The 14,089-nt window shown below is 53.1% G+C and carries 12 protein-coding genes; 6 read left to right on the forward strand and 6 right to left on the reverse strand.

The genetic code is table 11. The features are described from left to right. Nucleotides 1-44 precede the first annotated feature (44 nt). The 5 genes from EVJ21_RS07965 to arcA form a co-directional block, all read right to left on the reverse strand. Nucleotides 45-2,387, reverse strand: a complete 2,343-nt coding sequence (locus EVJ21_RS07965; protein WP_131490290.1) for a glycoside hydrolase family 31 protein — start codon at nt 2,385-2,387, stop codon at nt 45-47. A gap of 181 nt (nt 2,388-2,568) precedes the next feature. Further along, entirely contained in the window at nt 2,569-3,531 is a 963-nt protein-coding gene (arcC, locus tag EVJ21_RS07970; RefSeq protein WP_070329152.1) for a carbamate kinase, read from the reverse strand. 15 nt (nt 3,532-3,546) lie between these two features. Then, nucleotides 3,547-5,022 (reverse strand): arginine-ornithine antiporter, encoded by a 1,476-nt coding sequence (gene arcD / locus EVJ21_RS07975; RefSeq protein WP_131439395.1) that lies wholly within the window; start codon nt 5,020-5,022, stop codon nt 3,547-3,549. Nucleotides 5,023-5,075: 53 nt separating this feature from the next. After that, complete coding sequence (gene argF / locus EVJ21_RS07980; protein ID WP_070329153.1) at nt 5,076-6,104, reverse strand: ornithine carbamoyltransferase; 1,029 nt, start codon at nt 6,102-6,104, stop codon at nt 5,076-5,078. Nucleotides 6,105-6,120: 16 nt separating this feature from the next. Then, nucleotides 6,121-7,350 carry an arginine deiminase gene (arcA, locus tag EVJ21_RS07985; RefSeq protein WP_131464961.1) on the reverse strand — a complete coding sequence of 410 codons (1,230 nt, stop codon included), beginning with the start codon at nt 7,348-7,350 and terminating at the stop codon, nt 6,121-6,123. A gap of 335 nt (nt 7,351-7,685) precedes the next feature. Between arcA and mgtE the strand changes: the two genes are divergently transcribed. The 6 genes from mgtE to EVJ21_RS08015 all read left to right on the forward strand — a co-directional run bounded on the left by mgtE (nt 7,686) and on the right by EVJ21_RS08015 (nt 13,577). Next, nucleotides 7,686-9,044 carry a magnesium transporter gene (gene mgtE / locus EVJ21_RS07990; protein WP_131490291.1) on the forward strand — a complete coding sequence of 453 codons (1,359 nt, stop codon included), beginning with the start codon at nt 7,686-7,688 and terminating at the stop codon, nt 9,042-9,044. 143 nt (nt 9,045-9,187) lie between these two features. Continuing rightward, nucleotides 9,188-10,972 (forward strand): solute:sodium symporter family transporter, encoded by a 1,785-nt coding sequence (locus EVJ21_RS07995; protein ID WP_131439401.1) that lies wholly within the window; start codon nt 9,188-9,190, stop codon nt 10,970-10,972. Nucleotides 10,973-11,158: 186 nt separating this feature from the next. Then, complete coding sequence (locus EVJ21_RS08000) at nt 11,159-12,172, forward strand: serine hydrolase domain-containing protein (protein ID WP_131490292.1); 1,014 nt, start codon at nt 11,159-11,161, stop codon at nt 12,170-12,172. Further along, nucleotides 12,172-12,561, forward strand: a complete 390-nt coding sequence (locus EVJ21_RS08005; RefSeq protein ID WP_131490352.1) for a GNAT family N-acetyltransferase — start codon at nt 12,172-12,174, stop codon at nt 12,559-12,561. The genes EVJ21_RS08000 and EVJ21_RS08005 overlap by 1 nt, the downstream gene beginning before the upstream one ends. Before the next feature lie 12 nt (nt 12,562-12,573). Further along, the gene (locus EVJ21_RS08010) at nt 12,574-13,278 is read left to right on the forward strand and encodes an SDR family NAD(P)-dependent oxidoreductase (protein WP_131490293.1); all 705 of its coding nucleotides are present in this window, start codon (nt 12,574-12,576) and stop codon (nt 13,276-13,278) included. 89 nt (nt 13,279-13,367) lie between these two features. Continuing rightward, nucleotides 13,368-13,577 carry a hypothetical protein gene (locus EVJ21_RS08015; protein ID WP_070329159.1) on the forward strand — a complete coding sequence of 70 codons (210 nt, stop codon included), beginning with the start codon at nt 13,368-13,370 and terminating at the stop codon, nt 13,575-13,577. Between the two features lie 18 nt (nt 13,578-13,595). Here the strand turns inward: EVJ21_RS08015 and EVJ21_RS08020 are convergent, their stop codons facing one another. Continuing rightward, entirely contained in the window at nt 13,596-14,039 is a 444-nt protein-coding gene (locus EVJ21_RS08020; RefSeq protein WP_070329160.1) for a hypothetical protein, read from the reverse strand. Nucleotides 14,040-14,089 lie beyond the last annotated feature (50 nt).

Raw genomic sequence — 14,089 nt, forward strand, 5'->3', positions numbered from 1 at the left:
CCGACAGTTTTCTGACAAGACAAAAGAGGGGTTGCCCCCTCTCCTCAGTCGAGCATCAATTCCATGATCGCATCTTGCAAATCGCGTTCGAGTTCGAGCGCATGGAGATCAAACAGCCACGCTTCGAGTCTCGTCTTCGACGCCGCCATCCGGTAGAGGCGGTCTTTCAAATCGTAAGATATCTCGGCGCGGTCAATGAAGCGATACAGGCGCTCCAGTCGATGACCGTTGTTCGTCACCTCGACAGGGAGCGACACCGTCACTTCCTCATCAATTTTACCGAGTTCGAGTCGTAACGTCTGCGTCTCCGGTTTATACTCACCCGAACCGGTCACCCCGCGTACGAGTAATGTGACGGTCCGGTCTGACGGTAAGACGGACGTGTCACCCGTAACATGAACGTGCAGGCTGCGCTCGTCCCAGTCGAGGGTGAACGTCGTCTCGGCGTAAGCTCCGGTCTCATAAGCCCGGTCGGTCCCGTTATCCTCATACAGCGTGAACGTGTTCGATGCCCCTGGGAAGACGACGACTTCGAGATCGGTCGGGTTGTCGGTGTCGTTGCGTCCAGAGCGATGAGCGGCCAGCGGGACGATCGCTCCAGCTTTCGCGAACACGGCCTGTTCGTCAAGCCCACGGAACACTCGGATCGACTTATCACCTTCGTAGCGATGACCCGTAAAGAAGTCGAACCAATCGCCTGTCGGCAACCAGACGTTCGTCGCCGCGACGTGAAGCCGCTTGTTCATCGGCTCGACGATCGGTGATACGACGAGTTCACTGCCGAAGTAGTATTCATTCGGCACGCCATACGCCGCTTCTTCGTCGGGATGATCGTAATACATCGGGAGGATGAGCGGGAGCGCATCCTGATGATTACGCCGGTTCATCGTGTACAAATACGGGATGAGTTGGTGGCGGAGTCGTAAAAACGACTTCATCGACCTTTCGGACTCGAGACCGAAGCGCCACGGCTCTTTGCCGTTAAAGATACTGAACGTCGAATGCAAGCGCATAATCGGGCTGAACACCCCGAACGCGACCCAGCGCGCGGCGAGCTCATCGTCTTTCGACCCTCGGTAATGCCCGCCGATGTCGTGGCTCCACCAACCGTAACCGATATTCGACGCCGTCGCCGTGAAGTAAGGCTGAAACGCAAGCGATGCCCAAGAGATGAGCGTATCTCCCGAGAAACCGACAGGATAGCGATGGCTTCCCGGTCCGGCATAACGCGAGAAGATCAGCGGACGATTTCCGTCCCGGGAAATATCGGCCGCATGATAATGGTTTAACATCCACATCGGGTCGAGCCCTTCCATTTTCGATGTCGACCCTTGCTGCCAGTCGATCCACCAAAAATCGACGCCGTTTACCTCGTGCGGATGATGCATCTGTTCAAAATACGCTTGGATGAAGCGTTTATCAGAGAAATCGAATGGGATGCGATCCCCGTTCGACGGGTCGAGCCCCATCGCTTCGGCCATCGCCACGTATTGGTCTTCGAACGCCCGGACCCCGTCGGCTGGGTGCAAGTTCAGCGTGACGAGCAGGTTCTCTTCTTTCAACCACGTCAAGAAGCCTTTTGGGTCCGGGAACAGATTCTTGTTCCATGAGTAGCCGGTCCAGCCGCTCCCGTACTCTTCAGGGACGTCGGTGACGTGCCAGTCCATATCGATGACGCTGACCGAGAACGGGATGTCTTCCTCTTTGAACCGACGCATGAGGCCTTTGTATTCGGTCTCGTCATAGCGCCAGTAGCGGCTCCACCAGTTGCCGAGTGCTTTTCGCGGCAACATAGGTGTCGGACCTGTCAGCTTATAAAAATCGTGAAGCGCTTGCTTGTATTCGTGCCCGTAGCCGAAGTAGTACAAATCATGGATGCCTTTTCGTCTCGGCTCAACGAAGCGGTCGTCTGTCATGAGAAACGAGTCCGAGTCGTCGATGACGGCATAGCCTTGCTTGGAGACGATCCCCTCCCCGAGCTCGGTCGCTCCATCGACATGATCGAGCGTTCGGGCCGTCCCTTTCAGCGTCCGTTCCGGGCCGTTGAACGTGTAGCGGCTATAGTACGTACTAAAGTTCCCTTTCACGTCGACGTAGAGCGTGTTCGGCGCGAACGGTCCTTTCGTATAATACAGATGAACGTGATCGGTGATGATTTGCAGTTCACTCTCGTCCTCGATGATCCGGAAGTCAGGGACGTCATAGTCCCGGTTCCAAACGACTTGGGTCGGTCGATCTTCGAACACACCGTCCTCGGCGTACTCCATCCGGATCAACTGGCTCGTCAATACCGTGAAGCGATAGCAGCTCCCTTGGACGACGGCACGTTCATCTGCAAGTGGCTTCATTTGCTTTGTGTATACGTTCTCCTGTTCAAATAGACGCATAAGTTCGAGCGTTGCCGCTCTTCGTCACATCCTTCCCCCATATTATTGCAACCGTTTACACAGATGATGATAGCAATGTCAGGTTTGACATACAACAACCCTTCCCCTTGTTCGCGGTTCAAAAACGGCCAGTCCGCGTTATGCACAAAAAAAACCGTAGACGAGATGTCTACGGCGTTGATCATTGTTGGAGCGTCGCAGCGAGCCGGACTCTCGTCCCAACGTCTCCTCGGACAGCAGCGTGCGCCTGCTCGAGCGACGTGATGACGGATACGCGTCCCGTTCCCGACTCGGCAAACTGCAAGGCGGCCCGAACTTTCGGTAACATGCTGCCCGGTGCGAACTGACCTTCGGCGATATACGTCTCGAGTTGCTCGTTTGTCGTTTCGGTTAACGCGGCTTCCTCGGTCGTCCCGAAATTGACGTAGACGTGCTCGACGGCCGTCAAGATGAGCAACATGTCCGCTTCGACGAGTTCCGCGAGCTTCGCGGCGGCAAAGTCTTTATCGATGACCGCCTCGACCCCGACGTATCCGTCTGGCGTGTCGATGACGGGAATCCCGCCACCGCCGGACGCGACGACGATGTGGCCGTTGTCGACGAGGTCACGGATGACCGTATGCTCACAAATCGCTGTCGGGTACGGACTTGGTACGACGCGGCGATAACCGCGGCCCGCATCTTCTTTGAACACATGACCTGTCGACCGTTCGAGCACCGACGCTTCCGCTTCTGAATAGAAGGGACCGATCGGCTTCGTCGGGTGACTGAAGGCACTGTCGTTCGGATCGACGACACACCGCGTCACGATCGGGGCGACGGAACGTTCGAGGCCGCGCGACCGAAGCGCCTTCGTGAGGGCGTTCTCGAACCAATACCCAATCATCCCTTGCGTCATCGCCCCACAGACGTCGAGCGGCATCGCCGGCGTCGCCGCACTGTCCGCGGCCGCCTGTTGCAAAATCAAGTTTCCAACTTGAGGGCCGTTCCCGTGCGTGATGATGACGTCGACGCCTTCTTCGATAAGGGCGACCAACGACTGGGCCGTCGCCTCGACGGCCCGAATTTGAGCGCCCGCCGTCGCATCTTTTCCTTGTTGAATCGCATTCCCGCCTAAGGCGATGACTACTCGTTTGTTACGCATGCTCGATTCCCCCGATCATATGACTGAGATGTTGCCTGATACAATCCGTACGACTGCCAAGATCGCGAGTCCGGTCAAGATACCAGCCACGATCCATTCGGTTTTCGTCAACGTCTTAATTCCGTTCTCACGCTGCGCTTTAATATAGAGCAGCGTCCCTGGTGCATACAGAAGTGTCGTGAGCAGTAAATAGTCGATACCGGCCGCGTAGATCAACCAGATCCCGTAAATCGAGGCGACCGCACCGATAATAAGGTCACGCGTCCGACGTTCCCCGGCATCATAGCCAATCCCGTTTTTGGCGACTTTGACTTGGTAGAACGCCGAGAACGCATACGGGATCAAGATGGCGCTCGAAGCGAGTGAGAACGCAAAGTTATAAGCAGCGTCTGAGAACAGGAAGGTGAAGAGGAACAACTGAATCAACCCGTTTGTGAGCCAGAGTGCATTGGCCGGTGCGTTATTTTTATTCTCTTTCGTGAACCATTTCGGGAAGACACCGTCTTTACCGGCGACAAATGGGATTTCCGCCGCAAGCAACGTCCATCCAAGCCAAGCACCGAGTACCGAGATGACGAGGCCCCCGTTGATCAGCATCGCGCCCCACGGTCCGACAGCCGATTCGAGCAAGTACGCCATCGCCGGTTGCGAAGCGTTCGCCACGCTCTCAGGGTTCAGCAATCCGAGTGACATGATCGAGATGAGCAAGTAAATGACGAGCGTACCGAGTAAGCCGATGACGGTCGCTTTCCCGACGTCCGAGCGCTTACGGGCCCGGCCCGACAAGACGACCGCCCCTTCGACACCGATGAATACCCAAAGCGTGACGAGCATCGTCGACACGACTTGGTCTCTCACACTGCCCCACGAGAAGCCGCCTTGGCCCCAAAAGTCGAACGTGAAGTTATCGATATTGAAGAAGAACAAGGTGATGGTGATAAAGGCAAAAATCGGAACGAGTTTCGCGATTGTCGTGATGATGTTGATCATCGATGCTTCGTGGATGCCTCGTAAAATCAACGAGTGTACGAGCCACAACATGATGGAGGCGCCGATAATCGAGGCGATGTTTTGACCACCTTCAAAGATCGGGAAGAAGTAACCGACCGAACTGAACAATAGTGTGGCGTAGGCAACGTTACCGAGCCAAGCGGATAACCAATAGCCCCACGCCGAGTTGAAGCCGACGAACTGGCCAAATCCGGCGCGAGCGTAACTGTATACCCCGCCGTCTAGATCAGGGCGACGCATCGTCAAGTTCTGAAAACTGAGACCGAGCGTGATAATCCCGATACCGGTGATGACCCACCCGATCAAAATAGCTCCGGCGTTCGCGCCTTGGGCCAAATCGGCCGCCAAGTTGAAGGCGCCCCCTCCAATCATCGAACCGACGACGAGGGCTGTCAGTGCACCAAGACCTAACCGTTGATCTTTTTTGCCAGGACTTGCACCAGCCGAACCACTTGAGTCATGATCTAATTTGGTAGACATATAACTCATCCCTTCCGTTTAGTACGAATGAGGAGGACATGCCTCCTCGTTCGTCAGCGTTCGAGCCATTCAAACGTATCGGTGAGTGTCGCCGCCATGACGGCTTTGATCGTGTGCATCCGATTTTCCGCCTGATCGAACACGTATGAATGGCGGCTGCGGAACACCTCGTCGGTCACTTCCATCTCTTTCAGTCCATATTGTTCATGAATCGCTCGCCCGACCTCGGTCTCTAAATCGTGGAACGCCGGCAGACAATGCAGAAACATGACGTCTTTATTTCCGGTCTTCTCGACCATGTCCATATTCACTTGGTACGGATGAAGGAGCTTGATCCGTTCTTCATATTCAGCTTCTTCGCCCATCGATACCCACACATCGGTATAGATGACGTCCGCATCAGCGACAGCTTCGTCGATGCTCTCCGTCAAGGTGATGCGTGCTCCTGTTTCAGCCGCGACCGAACGCGCGTAATCGACGACCTCGTCAGACGGCCAGAGCGATTTCGGCGCACAGATTCGCATGTCCATGCCGACTTTGGCACCACCGATCAACAGCGTGTTGCCCATATTGTTGCGTCCATCTCCAACGTAGACGAAACGAATGCCAGCCAAATCACCTTTTTGTTCTTTGACGGTCAAGAAGTCGGCCAAAATTTGCGTCGGATGATACAAGTCCGTCAAACCGTTCCAAACCGGGACCCCGCCATCCCGTGCAAGACCTTCCACCGTTTCGTGAGCGAAGCCACGGAATTGGATGCCGTCGAACATGCGTCCAAGCACGATCGCCGTATCACGGACCGATTCTTTTTTTCCGAACTGGATATCCGATTTCCCGAGGTATTCAGGATGCATGCCGAGGTCGATTGCCGCAACTGTGAACGCACAGCGCGTCCGTGTCGACGGTTTTTCAAACAAGAGCGCCACGTTCTTGCCTTCACAAATCCGGTGGGGAATCCCTTGTTTCTTTTGACGTTTGAACGCTGCTGATAAGTCGATCAAGTAGTTCAGTTCGTCCCGCGAAAACTCGTTAAGCGATAAAAAATGACGACCTTTCAAATCAAAGTTGAACGTTGTGGACATGTGTGTCTCCTCCTCGTTAAATATCTTCACGGATAATTGGACAACTCATACAACGTGGGCCTCCACGGCCTCGTGATAACTCACTCGACATGATTTCGATGACTTCGACCCCTTCTGAACGGAGCAGCTCGTTCGAAACGTAGTTCCGGTCATACGTAACGACGACACCTGGGGCGATTGCGAGCGTGTTCGACCCATCGTTCCATTGCTCGCGCGCCGCAGCGATCGGGTCGCCCCCACCACATGGGATCAACACGATTTCCTCTAGGCCGAGAGCCGATTTCAACACTTTCAACAAATCAGTGTGTTGCGTGATGTGCAGCTCACCTTCCGCGTTCAACGTCAGCTCGAAGATGTTCATCTTGCCGCCCGGTCCTTGGATGAACGGATGGATCGTGAACTTATCGTGGTCGACCATCGTGAAGACGGTATCAAGGTGCATGAACGCACGCGACTTCGGAATCTCGATGGCGATGACTTTCTTGAACGTGCCCCCGTTCGCGAGCAAGTTGAGGGCAACGCGCTCGATTCCTTGGGCGGTCGTCCGTTCCGATATCCCGATGGCGACGACTTCTTTTGATAGGACGAGTTCGTCCCCGCCTTCCATCGCGAACCGATAGTCACGATCCGACCAGATCGGGATATCATGCTTCGCAAAGCGTGGATGGTATCTCATAATATATTGCGTGAACAGTGATTCGCGGCGACGCGCCGGTTCTTTCATGCGATTGATCGACAAGCCGTTCCCAATCGCCGCGGCCGGGTCGCGCGTGAAGTACAGGTTCGGCATCGGGTCGAGAAAGAACGGATACGTGTCCTCGATCATCTCGTGCAGATGACGGCGCTTTTCGCGCTTGATCTCGGTTTTACGGATACCGGCCATGACCGTCTCGATCAACTGTTCGTTATCATAAGCGAGTAAATACTCTTTGAGCGTCTCGTATGAACCGTTAATATTCGATTTTGATTCCGAAAGAATGTCGGCGACGAATCGTTCACGTACGCCAGGCAGCGATAGTGTCTCTGCCATCAAGTTTTCTAAATAGAGCACCTCGACGCCCCGGTTTTGTAGCACGCTCGCAAAGTAGTCGTGCTCTTTTTGAATGACCGGCAAATGTGGAATGTCGTCGAACAAGAGTCGTTCCAAATACTCCGGCGTCAAATTTTCAAGTTCGCGTCCTGGACGCTTCAATAGTACAGTCCTTAGTTCACCAATTTCTGAATACACGTGAATCGGATGTTTCAGCGTTGTATCCCGTGCGGTCAATTGATCCGTCATCGATATCATCTCGCTTCCTCCTAGTGATTCGGGTGTGTTTCTACCCTTACATTATCAACTTACCCGATTCCGAGGCGGGTAATTCCGACGTTCTGATTGTGGTCGATTCCACAAAAAAATGGATACAATATAAGTCAAACTGAATGAACAAACGGTTGTGAATCAATGAACAAGGAGAGAGCAACGGTTGGGATGGATACACGATGTATGAACTGTGAATAAAATCCATTATTTTTTCTTTTCAAATTAAGGTACGATAACGACAGGATACGAAAAATGACTTTAGAAAAGGAAGTGAGTCGATGGCCATCGAACGTACAGAACGCGCGCGTCATGAAGCCCAAGTGACAGCGCTCATCCAAAAAGGGGATCCGGTCGATTTCCGCGACGTGTTTTTAACACTTCACCCGGGTGAACAGGCCGACATCTTCATCGAACTTAACCAACCCGATCGAGCGTTTGTATACAGCGCTTTATCACCTGAAGAGTACACCGATTTATTTGAAAAATTAGAGCTCGATGAACAACAGCAGTTCATCCAAGAAATGCCACGCCCGTATGCGGTCAGCGTCTTAAACGATATGTTCTCGGATAATGCCGCCGACCTCATGACCGAACTTCCGGACGATTTCATGAACGAACTGTTCGAACAGATGGACGAGACCGAGGCGACCGAGGTCAAAGACTTGATGCGCTATCCAGATGATACGGCCGGTGCCATCATGACGACCGAGTTCATCGTGTTACAGGCCGACAAAACGATCGGGGCGACACTCGAAGAGTTGCGTGATCTCGGTCCTGAAGCTGAGACAATTTACTATTTATATGTAATCGATGTAGACCGACGTCTCGTCGGCGTTGTGTCGCTCCGTGATTTGATCGTTTCCCCGCTCGACCATCTCATCGCTGACATCATGGGGCGGCGGGTCGTTTCGGCCCACGTCATGGCCGATCAAGAAGACTTGGCCCGAACCGTCCAAAAGTATGACTTGCTCGCGCTCCCGGTCATCGATAGCGATGATCACCTGCTCGGCATCATCACCGTCGACGACGTCATGGACGTCATCGAACGCGAGACGACCGAAGACTTTGAAGAGCTGTCCGCGACGAAAGGCTCGTCTGACATCAACATGGGCCCGGTCGAGGCAGCGAAAAAACGTGCCCCTTGGATCATCAGCCTCATGTTCCTCGGGATGATCACCGCATCGACGATCGGTGGATTTGAAGATACGCTCGAGACGATCGTTTTGCTCGCCGTCTTCATGCCACTCGTCATGGGATCGGCCGGAAACGCCGCCACCCAGTCGCTCGTCGTCGCCGTACGTTCGATTGCGCTCGGCACGATCAATCGGAAAAATGTCGCCAAGATGATTCGCCGGGAGTTCGGAACCGGTGTCCTGCTTGGACTCGCCTGTATGGTCGTTATTTTCGGGGTCATCACGGTCCTGTACGATAGCGCCTTGATCGGCATGATCGTCGGCTTGTCGATTTTCGCCTCACTGAGCGTTGCCACGATTGTCGGTACACTCGTCCCGCTCTTGATCAACCGCCTGAAACTCGATCCGGCCGTGGCCTCGGGTCCATTCATCACGACGGTCGTGGACAATCTCGGATTGATCATCTACTTCACTGTCGCCACTTCATTGCTTCGCTTTTTCTGACACCTGACGTTTCAGGTGTCTTTTTTCGTGTGAGCTTTGTTACGGTTTGTTTACAAAAGCGATGATGGGAAATAATTATCGTGCCAGGCGGGTAATTACGAAAAGTACTTATAGATAAGAAGTAATACAAGGAGGGATAAATAGTGACGATTCAACAAGTTATATACATATTAGTGACCGGAGCCTTATTCATGGGACTCGTCGCTTACGTATCCTATCGCCTGACAAAAGGAAAAGTCGACAGCGCCGATGATTATTTCTTGGCTGGTCGCGGGCTGACCGGTCTCTTCATCGCCGGGTCACTCCTGCTCACAAACTTATCGGCCGAGCAGTTGATCGGCTTGAACGGGCAGTCGTTCGCCGGCAACATGTCGGCGATGGCATGGGAAGTGACGGCCGGGATTGCCGCCATCATCATGGCACTATTCCTACTGCCACGCTTTCTCGGCATCGGGATCACGACGATTCCTGAGTTTTTAAGTCAACGCTATGACGAGGACGTCCGGCGCTTGACCGTCCTCTTGTTCTTGTTCGGTTACATGTGCGTCACGATTCCGTCGATGCTCTATTCCGGCGGCCTCGCGGTCCTTCAGCTCTTCGACGTGCCCGAACTGCTCGGAATCAGCTTTGAACAGTCACTTTGGCTCGTCATTTGGTTCATCGGTATCATCGGCGCTATCTACGCCATTTTCGGCGGCCTCCGCGCCGTTGCGGTGTCGGATACACTCAACGGCATCGGGCTCATCATCATCGGCTTCCTCGTCCCGACGCTCGGCTTTATCGCACTCGGTGACGGCAGCGTCGTCGAAGGGATGAAGACGATCGCGACGTCGAACCCTGAAAAGTTGAACGCGATCGGGTCATCGAACGACTCGGTGCCATTCCTATCCATCTTCACCGGAATGATTTTCGCGAACTTGTTCTACTGGGCGTTGAATCAATATGTCATTCAACGGGCTCTTGGGGCTAAAAACCTCGCCGAAGGACAAAAAGGTGTCCTCTTCACCGGTTATTTGAAGTTGCTCGTTCCGATCTTTATGCTGCTTCCAGGCATCATCGCGTTTCACTTATACGGCACGAACATGGACAAGGCAGACCTCGCCTATCCGAGTTTGATCGCCGATTTGTTACCGACGTGGCTCATGGGCTTCTTCCTCGCCGTCTTGCTCGGCGCGGTGTTCAGCTCGTTCAACTCATTGCTGAACAGTATCGCCACACTGTTCGTGCTCGACATTTATAAACCGAAGTTCAAACCCGATGCCTCGGACAAAGATTTGATCCGGGTCAGCAAATGGTTCGGGACGTTCGTCGCGCTCGTCTCGTTCTTCGTCGCACCGAACTTGATGTACGCGCCGGACGGTCTTTGGGACTTGATTCGCCGTTTCACCGGTTTCTTCAACATCCCGATTCTCGTCGTCGTCTTGATTGGCATGCTCGTCAAGCGCGTGCCGCCGATCGCCGCTAAAATCGTCATCGGCTTCCACGTCATCACGTACTACTTCTTAGTCTGGGGTATGAAACAGTGGTTCGGATTTGACCTTGGCATCAACTTCATCCACATCTACGGCATCTTGTTCGTCATCGAGACGAGTATCATGTTGTTGTTCGCCAAACTGCGTCCGATGCAACAAATCAAGCCGATCCGGATCGACCTCGGTCGGGTGAAACCTTGGCGTCATGCGATCTCGACGTCAATCATCCTCGTCGCCTCGATGGTGTTCGTCTACTTCGTCTTCTCTCCGATCGGTCTCGCCTATGCGGACGGGATCGTCTCGGGCTGGTTCTGGCCAGCGACGCTGACATTGTTCGCCGCGACGAGCGGTCTCGTCTGGGTATCGTACCGGTACTGGCTCCCGAGATACGAGGTGTACTTGAACAACCTTGGAACGACCGAAACCGAGCTCGAAGAAAAAGCGAGCGGCGGGTGACCTGCCTCTTTACAAAAACACCGTTCCTGCTGAAATGAATCAGTTCGAACGGTGTTTTTTCATCTGCAAAATCGCCTCACCATAAGAATGACACCTATCATTTTTCCATTATTTAGGTTAATGTGTAATGGTATGATTTACATACTTAGAAACGGAAAGGAACAGCCAAACGTCGGAGGTCCACTCATGAATACTAATTGGTCAGATTTTGAAATCTCATCCGCTTTTTCAGGCACATGTCTCGCTGTCCGAAAGCACGACCTATTAATTGAACGACAACAAGGATATGCGAATCGTTCCGAACGACTGCCAAACCGTGACGTGACTCGGTTCGGGATCGCCTCTGGCTGTAAGTTGTTCACGGCGATCGCCATCTGTCAGCTCGTCGAACAAGGGAAGCTGGCGTTCACTTCGCTGCTCCGAGACTGTCTATCCCTTGATTTACCTAAGTTTGATACACGTGTGACAGTCGAAACGTTGCTCACTCATACGTCAGGCATCCCGGACTATTTTGATGAATCCGTCATGGACGACTTTGAAGAGTTATGGCAACAACGTCCGATGTATCAGCTAAGACGATTGAGCGACTTTTTGCCCATGTTCCAGCAACAGTCAATGAAACATGAAATCGGCGAATTCCACTATAATAACGCCGGTTACATTTTGCTCGGTCTCATTGTCGAACAAGCGAGCGGATTGACGTTCTCGGATTACATCGAACAGTTCGTCTTCACACCGGCCGGCATGACCGACTCCGGTTACTTCTCGCTTGACGCCCTGCCTGCCGATACGGCGCTCGGCTATATCAACAATCCGGACGGTTCATGGCGGACAAATCAGTACTCTATTCCCGTCAAAGGCGGTTCGGACGGAGGGGCGTTCGTGACGGTGGCCGACATGGCCAAACTATGGGACGCGTTGCTCAGGCATCGTCTTCTCGGTCAACAGATGACAACGCGGTTATTGACACCTCACGTGACCGTCAATGACCGGGGCGGACATTACGGGTATGGCGCCTGGATCCAACTCGAACCTAACGAAGAGGTATTCAAATATCACGTGATGGGCTACGATCCCGGTGTCAGCTTCCATTCCGCCTATTACCCTGCTTTAGAAGTCACTTCTGTCGTCTGTTCGAACGAGTCAGAGGGGGCGTTTGATGTGATGAAAGCGATTGAAGTGAAAGTGGGTGCGTCTTGATGATCATCCGTCTTTACGATGAACGAGATTTTGAACAGATTCAAGCGTTGAACGAAGCTGAGAGCTGGCACCAGCTCGTTCGTCAAGATGAGTTGACAAAAGAAGCATGGCGCCGCTCGAACATCGCTTTCGTCATCGAGTCTGAAACGGGACACGTGATCGCCTATCTTCGCGGTTTGACCGACACAAAAGTCAGCCTTTACGTGTGCGAGTTGCTCATCGCTGCTTCGCACCGCCGGCTTGGCCTCGGGGAACGGTTATTGACACACGTCCATGCACTCTATCCTGAGACACGACTCGAGATGCTCGCGAGCGCTTCCTCGCATACGTATTATGAACGCTTGAACTTCCGCCCCTTCTACGGTTTTCGAAAAACGATTCACGAATAGGAGAGAATTTATTTGAAACTTGCCCTTGTCACCGGTGCGTCACGCGGTCTCGGCCGTGCTGTCGCCGAAGAACTGTCGAGACGAAACTACGACGTCATCAACCTATCACGCTCGCAATCACGCGATTTAACGTTCAAACATATCGAAGTCGATTTATCCGACGTATCGAGTACACTTCGAGCCCTTGACCAAATCAATCCGTACATCGCTGACGCCACGTCGCTACTCATCATCCAAAATGCGGCGTTGATCGAACCGATTCATCGGGCCGGCCACCTCGACACGGAGCAGCTCACCGCTCACGTTCAGGCGAATCTGCTCGCCCCGATGCTGATCACGAACGCCGTCCTCGCTTACGATGTGCCCGTCTCGCTCATCCACGTGACGTCAGGTGCCGCCAAACGTCCGATCTCGGGGTGGAGCGCCTACTGCGGCACGAAAGCTGGACTCGACCACTTTAGTGAGACCGTCGCGCTCGAACTAGAAGGAACGAGACATCGCCTCGCCTTGTTCAACCCGGGCGTGATGGACACATCCATGCAACAGACGATCCGCGCGTCTTCACGAGAAGCGTTTCAAGATGTCGAACAGTTTCAAGCTTACGAGACGGAAGGAAAACTCCGCTCGCCTGAGACGGTCGGCCGCGTCCTCGTCGAGCAGTTGATCGACAAGCCGTTTGTCAATGGAAAAACGTATACCATCCACGACCTCATCTAATTTTCAACCAGGTATAAAAATAGACCAACCCTGTCTCGTTTGACCGGCTACACTAGAGTCAAATCAAATGAGAAAGGGTGGCGTGATGTATGAAGACTATAGCGGGAGGATTGCTGTTTTTCGGGATATTCAGCCTCGTGCTATCGTTCACGATGATTGGAGATATCGCGATCGTCGGAGCGTTGGTGAGCGGTGTGTCCCTGCTGTGTAGCGTCGGACTCTGGTTCGGTGCCACGGAAGTGATGCGTATGCGTATGGACATGAGCGAAGTCAAAAAAACGTCTTTCCCTTCTGAATAAGGGAAAGACGTTTTGGATTCAGTTTTGGTTATCGGTCTCATCTTCAAAGTCATCATCGGCAAACTCTTCAAAATCGTACTCTTCGAAGTCTGCCTCATCGATAAAGATGTCACGATCATTGACGACGTGAATCGGGCCATTGGCCACATCGATTCGAATCGTCCATGCCCATGGAATGCGCAGTCGGCTATATACGCCCGTCCAGAATTCCATCGATTCTTGCTCGTATCGTTCGAACTCTGTCAGTAACTCTTTAAACGTTACTCCTGACAACTGGAAGTTTGATTCTTGGATTCGCTCGAGCGCGTTATGTGTCGCTTCAAGCTCCGCCGCGCGGACCATCTCTTCGGCAGTCGCCATTTCGAGAATAGTTCCATCTGGTGGCAGAATGTCGTATACGTTGAACAATTCGCCTTCTTCTACTTCTACTTCTTCATCAAACTCATAGTCGTCGTGCCGCATGCTTCATTCCTCCTCACTCTAATTGAATCTACTACATTGTACCATTCCAC

Origin of the sequence: Exiguobacterium sp. SH0S2 (genome assembly GCF_004337185.1) — a bacterium.
Classification (GTDB): Bacteria; Bacillota; Bacilli; order Exiguobacteriales; family Exiguobacteriaceae; genus Exiguobacterium; species Exiguobacterium aurantiacum_A.

Coding starts and splice junctions, on each gene's coding strand:
- EVJ21_RS07965 (WP_131490290.1), bottom strand. CDS start 2,387: ATGCGTCTATTTGAACAGGAGAACGTATACACAAAGCAAATGAAGCCA.
- arcC (WP_070329152.1), bottom strand. CDS start 3,531: ATGCGTAACAAACGAGTAGTCATCGCCTTAGGCGGGAATGCGATTCAA.
- arcD (WP_131439395.1), bottom strand. CDS start 5,022: ATGTCTACCAAATTAGATCATGACTCAAGTGGTTCGGCTGGTGCAAGT.
- argF (WP_070329153.1), bottom strand. CDS start 6,104: ATGTCCACAACGTTCAACTTTGATTTGAAAGGTCGTCATTTTTTATCG.
- mgtE (WP_131490291.1), top strand. CDS start 7,686: ATGGCCATCGAACGTACAGAACGCGCGCGTCATGAAGCCCAAGTGACA.
- EVJ21_RS08000 (WP_131490292.1), top strand. CDS start 11,159: ATGAATACTAATTGGTCAGATTTTGAAATCTCATCCGCTTTTTCAGGC.
- EVJ21_RS08005 (WP_131490352.1), top strand. CDS start 12,172: ATGATCATCCGTCTTTACGATGAACGAGATTTTGAACAGATTCAAGCG.
- EVJ21_RS08015 (WP_070329159.1), top strand. CDS start 13,368: ATGAAGACTATAGCGGGAGGATTGCTGTTTTTCGGGATATTCAGCCTC.
- EVJ21_RS08020 (WP_070329160.1), bottom strand. CDS start 14,039: ATGCGGCACGACGACTATGAGTTTGATGAAGAAGTAGAAGTAGAAGAA.